At 70.4% G+C, this 17,986-nt stretch carries 17 protein-coding genes and 1 pseudogene; 17 read left to right on the plus strand and 1 reads right to left on the minus strand.

Annotated elements, in window-relative coordinates; translation table 11 throughout:
• Positions 1 to 88: 88 nt before the first annotated feature.
• On the minus strand, positions 89 to 1,237 hold the full coding sequence (locus ACZ7L6_RS30800; protein ID WP_471929510.1) for an ABC transporter substrate-binding protein: 1,149 nt from the start codon (positions 1,235 to 1,237) through the stop codon (positions 89 to 91).
• A gap of 403 nt (positions 1,238 to 1,640) precedes the next feature.
• Between ACZ7L6_RS30800 and ACZ7L6_RS30805 the strand changes: the two genes are divergently transcribed.
• The 17 genes and pseudogenes from ACZ7L6_RS30805 (at position 1,641) to ACZ7L6_RS30885 (ending at position 17,985) form a co-directional block, all read left to right on the plus strand.
• Entirely contained in the window at positions 1,641 to 2,708 is a 1,068-nt protein-coding gene (locus ACZ7L6_RS30805; RefSeq protein ID WP_471929512.1) for a LacI family DNA-binding transcriptional regulator, read from the plus strand.
• A gap of 115 nt (positions 2,709 to 2,823) precedes the next feature.
• Complete coding sequence (locus ACZ7L6_RS30810; RefSeq protein WP_471929514.1) at positions 2,824 to 4,341, plus strand: glycoside hydrolase family 43 protein; 1,518 nt, start codon at positions 2,824 to 2,826, stop codon at positions 4,339 to 4,341.
• Between the two features lie 275 nt (positions 4,342 to 4,616).
• The gene (locus ACZ7L6_RS30815; RefSeq protein WP_471929516.1) at positions 4,617 to 5,339 is read left to right on the plus strand and encodes a dienelactone hydrolase family protein; all 723 of its coding nucleotides are present in this window, start codon (positions 4,617 to 4,619) and stop codon (positions 5,337 to 5,339) included.
• Positions 5,340 to 5,488: 149 nt separating this feature from the next.
• Entirely contained in the window at positions 5,489 to 6,487 is a 999-nt protein-coding gene (locus ACZ7L6_RS30820; RefSeq protein WP_471929518.1) for an RNA polymerase subunit sigma-70, read from the plus strand.
• A 61-nt stretch (positions 6,488 to 6,548) separates the two neighbouring features.
• Entirely contained in the window at positions 6,549 to 7,046 is a 498-nt protein-coding gene (locus ACZ7L6_RS30825) for a DUF6069 family protein (RefSeq protein WP_471929520.1), read from the plus strand.
• Positions 7,047 to 7,245: 199 nt separating this feature from the next.
• The gene (locus tag ACZ7L6_RS30830; protein ID WP_471929522.1) at positions 7,246 to 7,929 is read left to right on the plus strand and encodes an MFS transporter; all 684 of its coding nucleotides are present in this window, start codon (positions 7,246 to 7,248) and stop codon (positions 7,927 to 7,929) included.
• A gap of 133 nt (positions 7,930 to 8,062) precedes the next feature.
• Positions 8,063 to 8,191, plus strand: a pseudogene (locus ACZ7L6_RS30835) (SDR family oxidoreductase); the annotation flags it as partial.
• Positions 8,192 to 8,298: 107 nt separating this feature from the next.
• On the plus strand, positions 8,299 to 9,030 hold the full coding sequence (locus tag ACZ7L6_RS30840) for a flavodoxin family protein (RefSeq protein WP_471929524.1): 732 nt from the start codon (positions 8,299 to 8,301) through the stop codon (positions 9,028 to 9,030).
• A 113-nt stretch (positions 9,031 to 9,143) separates the two neighbouring features.
• Positions 9,144 to 9,713 (plus strand): DM13 domain-containing protein, encoded by a 570-nt coding sequence (locus ACZ7L6_RS30845; RefSeq protein ID WP_471929526.1) that lies wholly within the window; start codon positions 9,144 to 9,146, stop codon positions 9,711 to 9,713.
• A gap of 379 nt (positions 9,714 to 10,092) precedes the next feature.
• Entirely contained in the window at positions 10,093 to 10,500 is a 408-nt protein-coding gene (locus ACZ7L6_RS30850) for a hypothetical protein (protein WP_471929528.1), read from the plus strand.
• Between the two features lie 108 nt (positions 10,501 to 10,608).
• Positions 10,609 to 11,283 carry a DUF6766 family protein gene (locus ACZ7L6_RS30855; RefSeq protein ID WP_471929530.1) on the plus strand — a complete coding sequence of 225 codons (675 nt, stop codon included), beginning with the start codon at positions 10,609 to 10,611 and terminating at the stop codon, positions 11,281 to 11,283.
• Between the two features lie 126 nt (positions 11,284 to 11,409).
• Positions 11,410 to 13,935: a molybdopterin oxidoreductase family protein gene (locus ACZ7L6_RS30860; RefSeq protein ID WP_471929532.1), complete on the plus strand. Its 2,526-nt coding sequence runs from the start codon at positions 11,410 to 11,412 to the stop codon at positions 13,933 to 13,935.
• Positions 13,932 to 14,432 (plus strand): hypothetical protein, encoded by a 501-nt coding sequence (locus ACZ7L6_RS30865; RefSeq protein WP_471929534.1) that lies wholly within the window; start codon positions 13,932 to 13,934, stop codon positions 14,430 to 14,432. Before ACZ7L6_RS30860 ends, ACZ7L6_RS30865 begins: the two co-directional genes overlap by 4 nt.
• Positions 14,433 to 14,466: 34 nt before the next feature.
• Positions 14,467 to 15,225: an SOS response-associated peptidase gene (locus tag ACZ7L6_RS30870; protein WP_471929536.1), complete on the plus strand. Its 759-nt coding sequence runs from the start codon at positions 14,467 to 14,469 to the stop codon at positions 15,223 to 15,225.
• 128 nt (positions 15,226 to 15,353) lie between these two features.
• A complete protein-coding gene (locus ACZ7L6_RS30875; RefSeq protein WP_471929538.1) occupies positions 15,354 to 16,301 on the plus strand; it encodes a metal ABC transporter solute-binding protein, Zn/Mn family in 948 nt (315 codons plus the stop codon).
• A 20-nt stretch (positions 16,302 to 16,321) separates the two neighbouring features.
• Entirely contained in the window at positions 16,322 to 17,125 is an 804-nt protein-coding gene (locus ACZ7L6_RS30880) for a metal ABC transporter ATP-binding protein (protein WP_471929859.1), read from the plus strand.
• A complete protein-coding gene (locus tag ACZ7L6_RS30885; RefSeq protein ID WP_471929540.1) occupies positions 17,122 to 17,985 on the plus strand; it encodes a metal ABC transporter permease in 864 nt (287 codons plus the stop codon). Before ACZ7L6_RS30880 ends, ACZ7L6_RS30885 begins: the two co-directional genes overlap by 4 nt.
• Position 17,986 lies beyond the last annotated feature (1 nt).

The following is a 17,986-nucleotide window of genomic DNA, read 5'->3' on the forward strand; positions in this document are numbered from 1 at the left end:
ACGAACCCCCTGGACGAAAGATCCATCGGGACAGGGGCCCGAGTCTATCCACCGCCTGTATGAGTGATGTGAAGAGCGGTGGGCGGGGTCAGGCTCCGGGGCGCAGTCCGAGCCAGCCGGGTGTGGGGTCGCCCTTGACCTCGCCGAAGTAGAGGGCGAAGGTCTGCTTCCAGCGCTCGACCTCGGCGCGGTCGGCCATGAACTTCGGGAAGCCGTCCAGGTGGGCGTCGGGGTACTCCCAGATCGGCTTCAGCCCGGCCGGGGGCGTGATGTCGGTGCGCACCGACCAGCCGTTGAAGGAGTTCCTCTGTGTCTCGGCGGACAGCTGCCAGTTGAGGTACAGCTTGGCGGCCGTGGTGTTCTCGGCCTGCTTGAGGATCGCCGCGCGCTGCCCCCAGGCCATGAACGGGTGCCCGTCGGCGATCACGAACCTCGCGGGGGAGGAGGACGAGGGGACCGCCGAGCCCGCGGTGCCGATGCCGATCGCCTTCTGCCCGGAGAAGACGGCCTCGCCCGGGGTGTTGCTGCCGCGCGAGAACCGCACGTCCTGGGCGGCGAGCCCGGCCACCCAGTCCCAGCCGTAGGTGCGGGCGTACAGCGCGTAGAGGTAAAGGACGGCGTCGTCGTCGTGCGGGTACGACGAGGCGATCTTTCCCTTCCACTTCGGGTCGATCAGGTCGAGTGGGCTGCGGGGCGCGTCCGAGCCCACGGCCGCGGTGCCGTACAGGAAGCTGAAGGCGATCGCGGCCACGGCGACCCAGGCGCCCTGCGGGTCCTTGAACCCGTCGTACAGCTTCGAGAATCCGGCGGGCTTGTAGTGCAGCAGCCGGCCCTGCTGCTTCCAGCGGACGAAGTCCTGAAGGGTCTGCAGCTGTACGACGTCGGGGACGACGGTGCCGGTGGCGAACTGGTTGTCGAGGCGGACGTCGTGGTACTTGCTGTAGTCGACGACGATCGTCAGGTCGATGTCGGGGAAGCGGGCCTTGAAGGCCGCCCTGGTGCCGTCCTGCTGGGTCGGGGTGTCCCCACCGCTGTAGACGACGAGCTTCCCGCCCTCCTTGAGGGCAGCCTGGTACAGCTCGTCGAGCGTGCGCGTCTCCTCGGGCCCGGCACCGCGCCGTGCGGCTGTGGCCGGGGAGGCCGAGGCGGAGGTCGCGCCGGCGTCCATCGCGCCGAGACCGAGTGCGGCACCTGCTCCGGTGGCGAGGACACGTCGTCTGCTGAGGAAGCTGGACACGCTGAGGAGACCTCTCTGTCGGGGGGAGGAGGAGTGCAAGACCCTGGCGCCATGGGCGATGGCCATCCTTGCGTGGTGGAGCGGGACTTCGCGTCGCCCGGACGGAGCGGTGGGCCGTGCCGGCGGTGGAACCTTGGTTCAACCGATCGGTTGAACGCTCCGGACCGCTGTGGCGGCGCAACGGTGGTCCGTCGCGCCGCCAGAGGTGATCTCGCCGCCGCGGGACCGGGCATGTGTCGCCCGAAGAGAGAAACTTTCGGTGTGCGGCGGCGGAGAATTAAAAGTGGGGGTTCTGTGAGGCCGCAGGCTCGTCGGTGAGAGGTGCCAGAATGGCGGCGCACATTCATGTCGGTGCTGTTCAAGCCGCTTTCGCGTCGGGCCACCGCCGGGCGCGAGCGGTTCGATGATCGGGAAGGCGACGTTGGCCGACTACGCAGCCGAAGGCCCGGGGGACCGGGACGGCGGGCAGAGCGACACGCCCCGGCCGGTCACCATCGCGTACATCGCCGAGTCGGCGGGGGTTTCGGTCCCGACCGTGTCCAAAGTGATCAACGGCAAGTCGGGCGTGTCCGCGGACACCCGCGCCCGGGTCGAGGCGCTGGTCAACCAGTACGGCTACCGCAAGCCCTCCGGGGCGGGCCGGAGCAACGTCGTGGAGCTGGTGTTCCGCGAGCTCAAGGACATGTGGGCGGTGGAGATCATCCGGGGCGTGGAGCGTGTGGCCCGTCGGCATCGCGTCGGAGTCATGGTCTCCGAGTTCGGTCTGCATGACACCGCCACGCCCAGCTGGGACGACACCGTCTCCCGGCGTCCGAACTGCGTGCTGTCCGTGGCCCAGCTCTCCGAGGCCGAGCGTGAACAACTCAAGGCGAAGGGCATCCCGTTCGTCGTCTTCGACCCGACCACGGAGCTGCCGGACGACGTCCCGTTCGTGGGTGCCACGAACTGGTCCGGCGGCCGGGCCGCGACCCGCCACCTCACCGAGCTGGGGCACCGCCGCATCGCGATGATCAGCGGGCCCGAGGACCTGCTCTGCTGCACCGCCCGGCTGGACGGCTACCGTTCCGCGATGCAGGCCGCCGGCCTGCCGGTCCATCCGGAGCTGGTCGTCCACGCCCCGCTCACCCGGGAGGACGGCTGCATGGCGGCCCGTGCCCTGCTGGCTCTGCCCGAACGCCCGACAGCGATCTTCGCCGCCAACGACCTGCAGGCGCTCGGCGTGTACCAGGCGGCACGCGAGGCCGGCCTGCGCATCCCCGACGACCTGAGCGTCGTCGGATTCGACGACCTGCCGGTCGTCGCCTGGGTGGACCCGCCCCTGACCACCGTCCACCAGCCCTTGACGGAGATGGCAGTGGCCGCGACCGAGCTGGCGCTCACGCTGGGTCGTGGCGAGGAGGCGCCCCAGGCGAGGCTGGAGCTCGCGACGACTCTGACCGTCCGGGAGAGTACGGCTCCGCCCGCGAGTTGACCTCCGGAGGCGGGTGCGAGGCATTGACCCACGTAATGGCTGTCGCTAGCCTCCGCGGGAAACTATCTGACACAGCCGACGAAACTTTCTCACTCCACCACGGAGAAGGGACTCGATGAGGGTGTCGGGCACTCCCCGGACGGGCAACACCATCAACAACCCTGTGCTCCCCGGCTTCCACCCGGATCCGAGCATCTGCCGGGCGGGCGAGGACTACTACCTGGCCTGTTCCAGCTTCGAGTACTTCCCGGGCATTCCCCTCTTCCACAGCCGGGACCTGGTGCACTGGACGCAGATCGGCAACGCGCTCGACCGGCCGAGTCAGCTGAGGCTGCCGCCCGACTCGCCTTCCTCGGGCGGCCTCTACGCACCCACCCTGCGCCACCACGACGGACGTTTCTGGCTGATCGTCACCAACGTGAGCGGCGACGGCAATCTGCTGTTCACGGCCACCGACCCGGCCGGCCCCTGGTCCGATCCGATCCGGCTGCCCGGAGTGCACGGCATCGACCCGGATCTCGCCTGGGACGACGAGGGAAACTGCTGGTGCACGGTCGCGGGAGTCAGCCAGATTCGCATCGACCCGCACACCGGACAGACACTCGGTGAGCCGCGGCGCCTGTGGTCCGGCACTCCCGGTGCCAAGGCTCCGGAGGCGCCGCACCTCTACCGCATCGGCGACTACTGGTACCTGCTCATCGCCGAGGGCGGCACCGAGCGCTGCCACGGCGTCTCGATCGCCCGCGGCCGCACGCCCGACGGCCCCTTCGAACCGTGCCCGGCCAACCCGATCCTGACCCACCGTGGCACCGACCACCCCATCCAGAACACCGGCCACGCGGACCTGGTGGAGGCGCCCGACGGCTCGTGGTGGATGGTCCTGCTCGGCGTACGGCCGGGCGGCGGCAGCCCCGGCTGGCACGTACTGGGCCGGGAGACGTTCCTGGTGCCGGTCGACTGGGTCGACGGATGGCCGGTCGTCGGCGAGCTGATGCCCGTCATGGCCGCACCCCCTTGGCCGCTGCGGCCCGGTCCCGCCGAGCCGGTCCGGGACGACTTCGACCTCAGCGAGCTCGCTCCACGCTGGGTCTCGCCGCGTCGCCGCCTCCCGGAGGACTGCACGACGAAGGAACGGCCGGGCTGGCTGACCCTGCGCGCACGCGGCGGATCGCTCGACGAAACCGACGTCACCTTCGTCGGCCGCCGGCAGCAGCATCCGTCCTGCCGGGTACGCGCCCTGATCGACCCGGCGCAAGGACGTGGCGGCCTCGCCGTCCGCCTCGACGAGCAGCATCATTACGAGATCGAGGCGGTGTCCGGCGAGGTGCGTGTGCGGGCCCGCATCGGCCCCCTGGACTCCGTCGTCGCATCCCGGCCGACACCCGCAGGACCCGTGGTCCTCCGCATCGAGGTGGCCGCCGTACAGGAACTGAACGACGCCCGCACCGGACCCGACACCGTCTCCATCGGCGTGGAGGAACCGGACGGCGCATTCGTCCGACTCGCCTCGCTCGACGGCCGGTACCTGTCCACGGAGGTCGCAGGCGGCTTCACCGGCCGGGTCATCGGGATGTTCGCCTCGGCAGGCACTGTGCACTTCGACTGGTTCGACTACGAATCGATCGAAAGCTGAGGCGGTGACGGGGGCGCCGGGCGAGGCCGGCCGTGCTACGGCCTCTTGGTCCAGGACCGTGTCCTACGTGGTGAGGCGGCATCAGGCCACGAATCCTCCGCAAAACCCGTTGGCGGCCCACGGCGACCGTTGCTAATCTCCCTGCGGCCGTGCGAGAGAACGAGGAGGTGGTACCCGTGAACGCAGTATCGACGTGGGTGCTCCCCTCCGGGGTCACGGTCAGGCGATAGGTCGTCCGGGAGCGCCGTTCAAGAGCCCTCCCGAAAGGCACGACCGTGCAATTCACTTCTGAGCAGCGCCTCGACGACGGTGTCCTGGAGCGCGAGTTCACCCTCGGCGAGATCCCCGGCACCCTGTGGACACCTGGATCCGCACCGGCCCCGCTGGTCCTGATGGCCCACAACAACGGCCTGCCCAAGGCGGATCCCCGGCTGGTGGCCCGGGCCCGGTACACCGCGGCGCGCGGCTACGCGGTGGCCACCATCGACGCCGCCGGGTGCGGTGGCCGTCCCCGTTCCGCCGCCGACGAGCAGGCTCGTGCCGACCTCCGGCGGGCGATGCGGGTAGGCGAGCCGGTCGACGAGATCTTGGAGTCCTTCGTCGGCCCGCTGGTCGAAGAAGCGGTCTCGGAATGGCGGGCCACTCTGGACGCCCTCCTCGAGCTGCCCGAGATCGGCGGCCCGGTCGGGTACTCCGGGGGGTGGGCCGCCCTCGGCATCCGGCTGGCGGTGGTCGAGCCGCGCATCGCGGCCGCGGGCTTCTTCGCCGGAGGATACGTGCCCCGCGCCCAGCGCGAGGAGGCCCGGCACGTCACCATTCCGCTGCTGTTCCTGCTGCAGTGGGACGACGAAGGGAACCCCCGGCAACGGGCCCTGGACCTGTTCCACGCCTTCGGCAGCAAGGAGAAGACACTGCACGCCAATATGGGCGGGCACACCGGCACGCCGTGGTTCGAGCTGGACGACGGGTGCCGGTTCTTGGACCGACACCTGAAGTGAGTCCGGGCCGTGCTGACGCTCCACCTCAGCTGCTCACACTGAGATCGGCAAAGGCTTACTCGATCAGCCCGACCGACCCTGGTGATGAGTTTTCGCGCCCGCACCCGTCACACCTACGACCGGACACGACGAGGCGGAAGGATGACGTGATGAGTGCGGACACGCGGCTGGAGGAGCTGGGCGTGAGCGGGCTGGGTGAGGTCGACGAGCAGGCGTTCTCGGGGCTGGCGGAGCGGCACCGGCGGGAGCTGCACGTGCACTGCTACCGGATGCTCGGGTCGTTCGAGGACGCAGAAGACGCCGTACAGGAGACCTTCCTGCGTGCCTGGAGGCGGCGGGAGACCTTCGAGGGGCGGTCGACCTTCCGGGCCTGGCTGTACCGGATCGCCACCAACGCCTGCCTGGACCTGCTCGCCAAGTGCCGCCCGGAGCCGGCGACCGGCGGCGAGGTGCTGTGGCTGCAGCCCTACCCGGACCGGCTGCTCGACGAGCTGCCCGCGGGTGACGCGGACGGGCCGGAGTCCGTCGCCGTCGCGCGGGAGACGATCGAGCTGGCGTACCTGGTGGCAGTCCAGCACCTCGCGCCGCGCCCGCGGGCCGTGCTGATCCTGCGGGACGTGCTCGGCTGGCCGGCGAAGGACGTCGCGGAGATTCTCGGGGTCTCCGTCAACTCCGTGAACAGCGCGCTGCAGCGGGCTCGCGCCGGCATGCGGGAGCACCTGCCCGCCGAGCGGCAGGACTGGACCGGCGGCGAGGAGGACGCCGGCACGCGCGAGCTGGTACGCCGCTACACCGACGCCAGCGTGGCCACGGACGTCCCGGCGCTCGCCGCGATGCTGCGGGACGACGTCCGGTGCTCGATGCCGCCCACGCCGGGTTTGCACGTCGGCCGCGACGCGGTGGTGAACGACTGGGTCGAGAGCGGCTTCGAGGGCATGAAGGGCCTGCGTGCCGTCCCCACCTCCGTGAACCGGCAGCCCGCCGTCGCCTTCTACCTCTGGCAGCAGCGCGAGGGCGCGTACCTGCCGCTGACGATCGACGTCCTGCGCATCACCGGCGGGGCGATCACCGAGATCGTCACGTTCCACGACGACCAGTTCCCGCGGCTCGGACTGCCGGAGCGCCTGCCGGCGGACGGCACGGAGTAGCGAGCCCGGGCCGGTCCTCGGACGCGACGCCGGGTCAGTTGCCGAAGGATGGAGGAACGACATGACCAGCATGAATGACGCCAGGCTCGTCGCAGGCCCGGGATCGGGCCGGACCAGCCACACCCACCGACTCCGCGGGCTCGCCGTCACCGGCTTCATCGCCACGCTCGCAGCGATGGGGGCCACCACCCTCGCCGCGGCGCTTGCCCAGGCAGGTGGCGTCGATTTCGAGGTCCCCAATGGTGGCGAGACGATTCCGTTGCCCGGGTTTGCCGTGGTGACCGGTTTCTTCTCGGTCGTGGGCATCGTCATCGCCGTCGCTCTTCTCCGTTGGAGCGCTCGCCCCGCCAAGCGATTCCTGTGGACGGCAGTGTCGCTGACCGCGATCTCGTTGATCCCGCCCCTCCTCTCCGGTGCAAACACCGCCACCACCACCGCCCTCGTCGGGCTGCACCTCGTCCCCGCGACGGTGATGATCCCCACCCTGGCGCGGAGCCTCCGCACCCGGACCTCCACGCCGCCGGACCACGACGCCACCGGGGTGTCTACGCCCTTCTGAACGGTCTGTTGCGTTCCCCCATCAGCATCATCGAGATGACCGGCAAGCGGTGTAAGCCGGCCGATCCGGTCCGGCATGCCGACGAAGCCGCCGCCGCTGCCGCGCCCCACCACGAGTTCGCCATTTCCGAGGCGACGCGGGCCTGCCCGCGGAGACGGGTCGGCGATGCGGATTGCCGGGGCGAGCCAATGTCGTCGGCGTGCCCATCGGCTCCTTCGTCGGCCACTACGCCGGCTGGCGCGGCCCGTTCTGGGCGCCGGCCGCCCTCTCCGCTCTCGCCGCCGTCTTCATCGGTCGCTTCATCCCCGCCCGGGAACAGCGCACGGCCGTCTCCCTGCGCGCCGAGCTCGGCGCGTTGCGTCAGGGCGGGCTGTGGCTGGCGCTCACCGCCGCCATGCTGATCACGGGCGGCGTGCCGGCGGTGTACAGCTGCATCACACCGCTGCTGACCGACCCCGCCGGCATCCCGGAGAGTGCCGTACCGCTCGTCCTCATCTCGTTCGGCATCGGCGCCCTGGCCGGCAGCACCACCGGCGGCCGCCTGGGTGACCGGCGCCCGATGGCCACCACCATCACCGCGGCGGCCGCCACCGCCCTGGTGCTGCTCCTGCTGATCCCGCTGTCCACCAACGCGCTGACGGTCACCGTCCTGGTCTTCCTCATGGGCCTGACCGGGTTCACGGTGAACCCCGTCGTCACCGCGCTCGCCGTCCGTTTCGCCGGAGACGCTCCCCCTCTCGCCTCCGCGATGAGCACCTCGGCCTTCAACGCCGGCGCCGCCACCGGGTCCTGGATCGCGGGAACGGCCCTGGACTCCGCTCTCGGGGTGACCGGCCCGCCCCTCTCGGCACCATCATCGCCGCGCTCACCCTGCTCCCGCTGATCGCGCTCGCCGTCAGCACCCCGCGCGTCTCCCGCATCGTGGCCCAGCACGCCACCCCCACCCATGCGCGACACGAGGAATCGGCCCCGGCCTCGTCACACCGTTGAGCGAGGCCGGGGCCGATGCCGAGGCCGACCAGCCCATCAACCGGCTCGGCACCGCCTAGGAGATCGTCCGGGCCGTGCTCTGGCTGTGCAGCCCCGGAGCCGGATTCGTGATCGGCGTCGCCCGTCCCGTCGACGGCGGATACGTCGCCCGCTGACCCGGCCGACCGGCCCAACGGCTCAGCGCAGGTGCCGGTTGAGGAAGGAGGCATGCGAGGGTGCGTCGGACCGGGACAAAGCGGAAGTCACGCGAGACGCTGCCCCCATGGCGACCTCACCCCCCACCGGCACCCCGTACCGCTTCGACGACCTGAGCGCCCTCTACATCAACTGCACCCTCAAACCGACCCCGCAGCTGAGCCACACCCAGGGCCTGATCCACAAGAGCCGGGCCATCATGGACTCCGCCGGCGTGGCCACGGACGTGATCCGCGCCGTGGACCACGACATCGCACCCGGCGTCTACCCCGACATGACCGAGCACGGCTTCGCCACCGACGCCTGGCCGGGGTTGTACGAGAAGGTGATGGCCGCCGACATCCTGGTGCTCGCCGGCCCGATCTGGCTTGGCGACAACAGCTCCATCACCAAGCAGGTCATCGAGCGCCTCTACGCCTGCTCCTCGCTGCTCAACTCCCAGGGGCAGTACGCCTACTACGGCCGAGTCGGCGGCTGTCTGATCACCGGCAACGAGGACGGCGTGAAGCACTGCGCGATGAACGTCCTCTACAGCCTCCAGCACCTCGGCTACACGATCCCGCCCCAGGCGGACGCCGGCTGGATCGGCGCGGCCGGCCCCGGGCCGTCGTATCTGGACCCGGGTTCGGGCGGCCCGGAGAACGACTTCACCAACCGCAACACCTCCTTCATGACCTGGAACCTGATGCACATCGCCGCCCTGCTGAAGCGCTCCGGAGGCATCCCCGCTTACGGCAACCAGCGTTCGGAGTGGGACGCCGGCTGCCGCCCGGGTGCGGACAACCCGGAGCACCGCTGACCCGGTCCGGTCCCCGGCGGACGTAAGGGTTTCGTCATCGGCTGCGCGGCCCAGGACGGCCGCTCCACCCGTTGAATGGGGGTGAGACCAGTGACTCACAGGAGGTGGGCCGTATGGGGCGGGGACGACGCACTCGGATCAGGCTGTGGATGGCCGGCGTACTGGTGGTGGTGGCCGCCGGGGCCGGCTTCGGCTTGTACTGGTTCCAGCCGTGGAAGCTGTGGCAGGACAAGACGGTGCAGGAGGCGTTGCCCGTGACCGTGGACGCCTCCAGGGCGCCTGCCGGGGCGCCGTCCTCCGGGGCTTCCACCGCGCCGGCTCCGGCCGGACCGGTGACGGTGGCCACGGGAGAGCTGATCAGCCACGAACACGCGACGTCCGGCACGGTGAAGCTCGTGCGGCTGGCCGATGGCTCCCACGTCGTACGGCTGGAGAACCTCGACACCAGTAACGGCCCCGACCTGCGCGTCCTGCTGACCGACGCACCGGTCGAGGAAGGCCGGGACGGCTGGCACGTGTTCGACGACGGGGACCATGTCGGTCTCGGCAAGCTCAAGGGCAACAAGGGCAGCCAGAACTACACCGTGCCCGCAGACGTCGATCCGGCCCGGTACAGCAGCGTCAGCATCTGGTGCGACCGCTTCGACGTCTCCTTCGGCGCCGCGGAACTCGCCCGTCGATGAGGCGTAAGCCCGCTTGCGAGGCTTGACCTTCGAGTGATTCGCCACCTTCTCGTCGGCCTCGAGAGCAAGGACGCGCCAGGTCGGCCGGGTGGGCGTGTGACGACATCGAACAGCGCGTACGCGCCCTGTTCGCCGAACTCGGCATCCCGGCAGCATGACCCCGACGGCGGACGACGAGGCGCCGGGAGAGCCCGCGCAGCGGCCGGTCCACCTCGGCGTCACCGTCGTACCGACCATCACCCCCGTACCGCACGGGCCGTCCGCTCGATCCAGAGCCCCGTCACCCACCCGGGGCCCGTCACCGTGCGGCCCGTCACAGCGTCGCGGATCCTGGTCCTCCACGTCACAGAAGTGACGACGCGAGCGGAAGCGAAGCGCGATGTCGATCAGCAGATGGTGCGGCGGCGCCCTGGTGGCCGCCCTCGCCGTGACGACCGGCTGTGGTGCTCCGGGCGAGCGCACCGAGGGCGCTTCCGCTGCCGCGACCGGCTTCACGGACGCGTTGCGACAGGGGAACGGCAGGCAGGCCTGCGCTCTGCTGGCCCCGAACACGCTCGAAGAGCTGGAGAAGTCCGAACAGACGGCATGCGATCAAGCGGTCACCCAAGAACAGCTCCCGGCCGGTGACTCGGTACGGAAAGTGGACGTGTACGGCAACCAGGCCCGGGTCGTCCTCACCGACGACACCCTGTTCCTGGCCCATTTCCCGACCGGCTGGAAGGTGACGGCCGCCGGCTGCACGCCCCGCCCCGAGCAGCCGTACGACTGCAGGGTGAAGGGCGGGTGAGGCACCGATGCGGACCATGTTCACCCTGTGCCTGGTACTCGTGATCGGCGGCCTGGCCTACTTCATGACGTTGGGGCTGATGCACCGATGACAGGGCGGGGCACCGGCATGCGCCGTTTTCTGCGCGAGAACAGCCTCAGCCTGGCGTTCGGGATCGGCTTCCTGCTGTCCCTGGCCGGACAGGCGGTCGCAGGCCACGCCGACTTCAACAACCGTCTGGTCAGTGACGGAATGGAGCCGATCGACCTCGGCCCCTACCTGACCTCGTCGGACTTCGCCGTCGACGTCACGGAGAACTGGCAGTCCGAGTACCTGCAGTTCTTCCTCTACGTCTTCGTCACCGTCTGGCTGCTGCAGCGCGGCTCGCCGGAGTCCAAGGAACTGCACAAGGCAGGCCGCGAGTCCGACGAGGACCAGCTCGTGGGCGAGCACGCCCCCGCCGACGCACCCCGCTGGGCGCGTGCTCGGGGCTGGCGCCAGGCGGTGTACTCCCGGTCCCTCGGCCTGGTGATGGGCGGCCTGTTCCTGCTGTCCTGGTTGGCCCAGTCCGTCGCCGGTACCGCCGCCCACAACGAACAGCAGTTGCGCAACCTCCAGGCCCCCATCAGCTGGGGGCAGTACCTCACCTCGGCCGATTTCTGGAACCGCACCCTCCAGAACTGGCAGTCCGAGCTGCTGGCGGTCGCCTCGATGGTCGTCCTGTCGATCTACCTGCGCCAGCGCGGTTCCCCCGAGTCCAAACCGGTCGGCTCCGCCCACACCGCGACCGGCGTCGAAGGCTGACACGCGCAGAGCGGCAGCACCGGGTCACCTGCGGAGCACGCAGGGAGTCGTTACGCAGCCGCGGCAACGGGTACCGGGTGACCCACGGCGCGTCGCGCGTCGTCACCGGTCGTCAGGGAGGTGGCCGTGGACGCTTCGGTGGACCGGATAGCGCTGCCGTGGGGCAGCCGTACACCGTACGGTCGGCACCAGGCGTGGCCCGAGCGGGTGGACACCTGCCTGGAGGAGGGCGTCGAGGCGGGCAGCGTGCAGCGGTGGGTGCAGACCGCGTCGGTGCTGCACTCCGACGGGGACGCGATGGACATCGCGGTCCTGGACGGGCGCATGGTGGGTGTGCGCGGCCGGGCGCAGGACCGCGTCAACCGGGGGCGCCTGGAGCCGAAGGACCTGTTCGCCTGGCGGGCCAACGCCTCCACCGACCGGCTCACGAAGCCGCTGGTACGCCGGGACGGGCACCTGGTGGAGTGCGACTGGGCGACGGCGATGGACCGGATAGTGGCCCGCTCCCGGGAACTGCTGGAGGATCGCGGCCCCGGATCGATCGGCTTCTACACCACCGGGCAGCTGTTCCTGGAGGAGTACTACACGCTCGCCGTGCTGGCCCGCGCCGGGATCGGCACCAACCATCTGGACGGCAACACCCGGCTGTGCACCTCCACCGCCGCCGAGGCGCTGAAGGAGTCCTTCGGCTGCGACGGGCAGCCCGGCAGCTACGACGACATCGACCACGCAGACGTCATCGCCCTGTTCGGGCACAACATCGCCGAGACCCAGCCCGTGCAGTGGATGCGGATCCTGGACCGGCTGGAGGGCGCCGACCCGCCCCGCCTGGTGTGCGTCGACCCACGCCGCACACCTGTGGCCCGCCAGGCCACCGTGCATCTGGCGCCGCGCGCCGGCACGAACGTGGCGCTGCTCAACGCGCTGCTGCACGAGATCATCCGTACCGACCGCGTCGACCACGGCTACGTCGAGGCCCACACCGTCGGCTTCGACGAGCTGGCGTCCCGGGTGAAGGACTGCACCCCCGAGTGGGCCGCCGGGATCTGCGACGTACCCGCCGCCCGCATCGGTGAGGCCGCCGAACTCCTCGGCACGGCCGACCGGCTGCTGTCCACGGTGCTGCAGGGCGTCTACCAGTCCCACCAGGCCACCGCGGCCGCCGTACAGATCAACAACCTGCACCTGATCCGCGGGATGCTCGGACGCCCCGGCGCCGGCGTCCTGCAGATGAACGGGCAGCCCACCGCCCAGAACACCCGCGAGTGCGGCGCCGACGGCGACCTGCCCGGCTTCCGCAACTGGCAGAACGACGCACACGTCGAAGAGCTCGCCGCCGTATGGAACGTCGAACCGAGGACGATCCCGCACTACGCCCCGCCCACCCACGCGATGCAGATGTTCCGCTACGCCGAGCAGGGCTCGCTGCGCATGCTGTGGATCACCGGCACCAACCCCGCGGTGTCGCTTCCCGAGCTGTCCCGGATCCGCTCGATCCTGGAGCAGGACCGCCTCTTCGTGGTGGTGCAGGACCTTTTCCTCACCGAGACCGCCCAGTTGGCGGACGTGGTGCTGCCCGCGGCGACGTGGGGGGAGAAGACCGGCACGTTCACCAACGCCGACCGCACCGTGCACCTGTCCGACCAGGCCGTCGACCCGCCCGGCGAGGCGAAAGCGGATCTCGACATCTTCCTCGACTACGCCGTCCGCATGGACTTCCGCGACAAGGACGGCGGCCCGCTCCTCACCTGGCACGATCCGCAGTCCGCTTTCGAGGCGTGGAAACGGTGCAGTGCCGGCCGCCCGTGCGACTACACCGGCCTCAGCTACGACCGACTGCGCGGCGGCACCGGCATCCAGTGGCCGTGCGACGAGCAGTCCCCGCACGGTACGGACCGCCTCTACACCGACGGCATCAGCTGGGCACACCCCGACGTCTGCGAGTCCTACGGCAAGGACCTGCTGACCGGCGCGACGAACGACGACGTGGAGTACCGGTCGCTCAACCCCGACGGCAAGGCCGTGATCAAGGCTGCCGAGTATCTGCCGCCCCACGAAGCGCCCGATGACACCCACCCGTTCCAGCTGACCACCGGCCGCACCATCTACCACTTCCACACCCGTACGAAGACCGGGCGCGCACCCCAGCTCAACCGAGCCGCCCCGGACGTATGGGTGGAGGCGTCCGCCTCCGACGCGTCCGCGCTCGGCATCGACGAAGGCGACCTGGTGGAGGTCACCACCCCGCGCGGCGCGGTGCGCGGGCGGCTGCGGGTGACGGACATCCGGCCGGGGATGCTGTTCATCCCCTTCCACTACGGCTACTGGGACACCAAGGCCGGGCACGCACCGGACGGCGAGACACCGGGGCGCGCCGCGAACGAGACGACCGTCACCGACTGGGACCCGGTCTCCAAGCAGCCGCTGTTCAAGACCGCCGCGGCCGCGCTCCGTCGCGTCGAACGAGCCGACGGCGACACCGCTCCCGCGCCGACGACCACGGCATCCGCGCCCGCCCGCGCCGACGCCGTACCGGAAACGACCGGCGGTCCGTCGGCCCTCGTCAGCGAGTCGGTAGGCCCTGGCGGTGACAGCCGTGCCGTCGGGGACAACTGTGGCGTCGGGGACAGCCGTGAGGAGAACGCCCGGTGAACGGCATCACACTCACCCTCCGTGCGCTCCACCACGGCGAACAGCACCTGGCGAAGGAGCTGACGGCCGTGGCGGACCGCCACCGCACGGAGCACGAGATCCACCACGTCGCCACCGACCTCGCCCACTGGTCCCGCGACCATGTCCGACGCCTGGCCGAGGCCGGCCGAGACCAAGGCCTGCACCTGGGCGACCCGTCCGACGCCGACGCTGCCGGCCTGCTGTCGACGCTCAGGGAGAAGGCGGCCGAAGCAGTGGGGCACCGCCCGGAACCGGGCCTCCTCCTGCTGCGCGACCTTCGTCGGCTGCATCTCGACGCCGCCGGGAACTCCCTGTACTGGGAGATGCTCGCCCAGGCCGCCCAGGCCGCACAGGCCACCAAGGACGACAAGCTCCTCGCCCTGGTCGCCGAGTGCCATCCGCAGACCCTGCGGCAGCTGCGCTGGACCAACACCATGATCAAGAACCTGTCGCCCCAGGTGCTGACCAGCTTGTGAGGACCGGCTCACCGAGCCGTGGCACAGTGGCCGTATGTGCGGCCGCTATACCTCCACCCGCAGCCCCGAGGACCTCGCCCAGCTGTTCCAGGTGTCCGAGTGGCATCCGGAGGAAACCCTGGCGCCGAGCTGGAACGTGGCCCCGACCGACGAGGTGTACGCCGTCCTGGAGCGCACCCCGCGCGGCGCCGACGAGGACGCGCCGGCCCGGCGCCGGCTGCGGCCCCTGCGCTGGGGCCTGGTGCCCTCCTGGGCGAAGGACGTGAAGATCGGCGCGAGGTTGATCAACGCGCGCGTGGAGACCGTGCACGATAAGCCCGCCTTCCGCCGCGCCTTCGTCAAACGCCGCTGTCTGCTGCCGGCCGACGGCTTCTACGAGTGGGACCAGGTCAAGGACAACAAGTCGGGCAAGGTGCGCAAGCAGCCGTACTACATCCACCCGGAGGACGGGCAGGTGATGGCCCTCGCCGGCCTGTACGAGTACTGGCGCGACCCGGAGATCAAGGACGACGACGACCCCGCCGCCTGGCTGATGACGTGCACCATCATCACCACCGAGGCCACCGACGCCGCCGGCCGCATCCACCCCCGCATGCCCCTGGCGCTCACCCCCGACCACTACGACGCCTGGCTCGACCCCCATCACCAGTCCACCGACGACCTGCGCGACCTGCTCACCCCACCGGCTGGCGGCCATCTGGACGCCCGGCCCGTGTCGCCCGCCGTCAACAGCGTCCGCAACAACGGCCCCCAGCTGCTGGACGAGGTCCCGTCACCTGACCACGGAAAGTGAGTTCTGGGTAAGGGTTGAACCAGAGAATGCCCGAGAGACGCTTGTGACATCCATTTTCATTTAGCGTGGATCCGAAGCCGGGACCGCTCGAGCTCGGCGGACCATTCGTCTTGCCCCCGGAGGGATCCATGCCCGCGTCCTCGTCGCGACGTCTCGCGCCGCTCATAACCGGTACCTGCCTGATCTTCCTTGCGGGCTGCGGCAGTTCGTCGAATTCGGGCAACGGGAGTGGCGCCGACGCCGCGCAGAGCCCCGCCGCGGCCTCCGCCATTCCGGTCGTGGCGTCGACGAACGTCTACGGAGACATGGCCGAGCGGATAGGCGGCGGGAAGGTCGCGGTCACCTCGGTCATCGCTGACCCGGACCAGGACCCGCACTCCTACGAGGCCAACACACAGAACCAGTTGGCCCTGTCCAAGGCGAAGGTCGTCATCGAGAACGGCGGCGGTTACGACGACTTCATCGACCGCATGCTCAAGAGCAGCGACAACTCGTCCGCCGACGTGGTCAACGCGGTCAAGGTCTCCGGCAAGACAGCTCCGGCGGGCGGGGAGCTCAACGAACATGTCTGGTACGACTTCCCGACGGCCGCCAAGCTCGCCGACCGCATCGCCGCCGCCCTGGCCGAGGCCGACCCGGACGACGCCGCCACCTTCACCGCCAAGGCCGAGGACTTCAAGGAGAAGCTGAAGCCGCTGGAGGAGAAGGAAGCCCGGATCGAGGCCGACCACGGCGGCGAGGCGGTGGCCATCACGGAGCCCGTACCGCTGTACATGATCGAGGCGAGCGGGCTGAAGAACGCGACGCCCGAGGCGTTCAGCGAGGCCATCGAGGAAGGCGACGACGTCTCGCCAAGGACCCTGCAGGAGACCCTGGCGCTGTTCACCGGCAAGAAGGTCAAGGCGCTCGTTTACAACGAGCAGACGTCCGGACCGCAGACCGAGAAGGCCGAGCAGGCGGCGAAGGCTGCCGACATCCCGGTCGTCCCCGTCACGGAAACCCTCCCCAAGGGCAAGGACTACCTCGGCTGGATGACCGCCAACGTCGACGCGCTCGCGAGCGCGCTGGCCAAGTGAGTCCGTCCACCGAGGCCGTGATGAGCCTGCGCGGCGCGGCCCTCTCCTACGGCGACCGCGTGCTGTGGCAGGACCTCGATCTCGATGTACGGCCGGGCGAGTTCCTGGCCGTGCTCGGCCCGAACGGCTCGGGCAAGACCAGCCTCGTACGCGCCCTGCTCGGCCAACGGCGGCTCTCCGCCGGGACGTTGACGGTCCTGGGCCACCCGCCCCGGCGTGGCAGCCGGCGCATCGGCTACGTCCCGCAGCAGGGAAGCCTGTCCACGCACGCGATGCTGCGCGCCCGGGACCTGGTCCGCTTCGGTATCGACGGCCACGGCTTCGGCCCCCGCCTGCGCACGCGCGCCGTACGCCGACGCGTGGACGAGGTCCTCGCCTCGGTCGGGGCCGCCGCCTACGCGGACGTGCCCGTCGGCCTGCTCTCCGGCGGCGAACGCCAACGCGTGCGCATCGGGCAGGCCCTGGCGACCGACCCGCGGATCCTGCTCTGCGACGAACCACTGCTCTCCCTCGACCTGCACCACCAGCGAGCAGTGACCGAACTGGTGGACGCCCGGCGCCGCTCCCACGGCACGGCCGTCGTGTTCGTCACCCACGAGATCAACCCCGTGCTGGGACTGGTCGACCGCGTGCTGTACTTCGCCCGCGGCGGCTTCCGGGCCGGCACCCCCGACGAGGTGCTCACCTCCAAGGCGCTGTCGCAGCTGTACGGCACACAGGTCGACGTCCTCCGCGTCCGGGGTCGGATTGTGGTCGTGGGCGCACCCGACGAGGTCGCGCAGCCGCCGCACCACCCCGAACCACCGCACGGAGTACGGCCATGACCATCGCCGAGGGGATCTGGCAGCAGATCTTCAACTTCGACAACTACGGCGAACTGCTCGCCCTGGTCCGCAACTCCCTCGTCGCCGGCGCCGCGCTCGGCCTGGTCGGCGGTCTGGTGGGGGTGTTCGTGATCATGCGGGACCTGCCGTTCGCGGTGCACGGGATCAGCGAGTTGTCGTTCGCCGGCGCCTCGGCCGCGCTGCTGCTGGGCGTGAACATCGTGGCCGGATCGATCGTCGGTTCGCTCGTCGCGGCGGGGGCGATCGGGGTGCTCGGTGCGCGGGCCCGGGACCGGAACTCCGTGATCGGCGTGATCATGCCGTTCGGGCTCGGGCTCGGTGTGCTGTTCCTCGCGCTGTACAAGGGCCGCGCCGCGAACAAGTTCGGCCTGCTGACGGGGCAGATCGTCGCCGTCGACACCCCGCAGATGTCCTGGCTGCTCGGCGCGTCGGCCGTGGTCCTGGTGGCGCTAGCGGTCATCTGGCGACCGCTCGTGTTCGCCAGCGCCGACCCCGAGGTGGCCGAGGCGCGGGGCGTGCCGGTGCGCGGACTGTCGTTCGCCTTCATGATCGTGCTGGGTCTCGCGGTCGCGCTGTCCGTGCAGATCGTCGGCGCCCTGCTGGTGCTCACTCTCGTGGTCACGCCCGCGGCGGCCGCGGCCCGGGTCACCGCCTCGCCCGTGCTGCTTCCCGTGCTGAGCGTGGTGTTCGCGGTGGCTTCCATCGAGGGCGGCATCCTGCTGGCCTTGGGCAGCTCCATCCCCATCAGCCCGTACGTCACCACGATCTCGTTCGGGATCTATCTGGTGTGCAGGCGGGTCGGCGGCCTCCGAACCCGGGCCCCTGACATGAAGACATGAA

It is taken from the genome of Streptomyces sp. NPDC107522 (assembly GCF_055657525.1).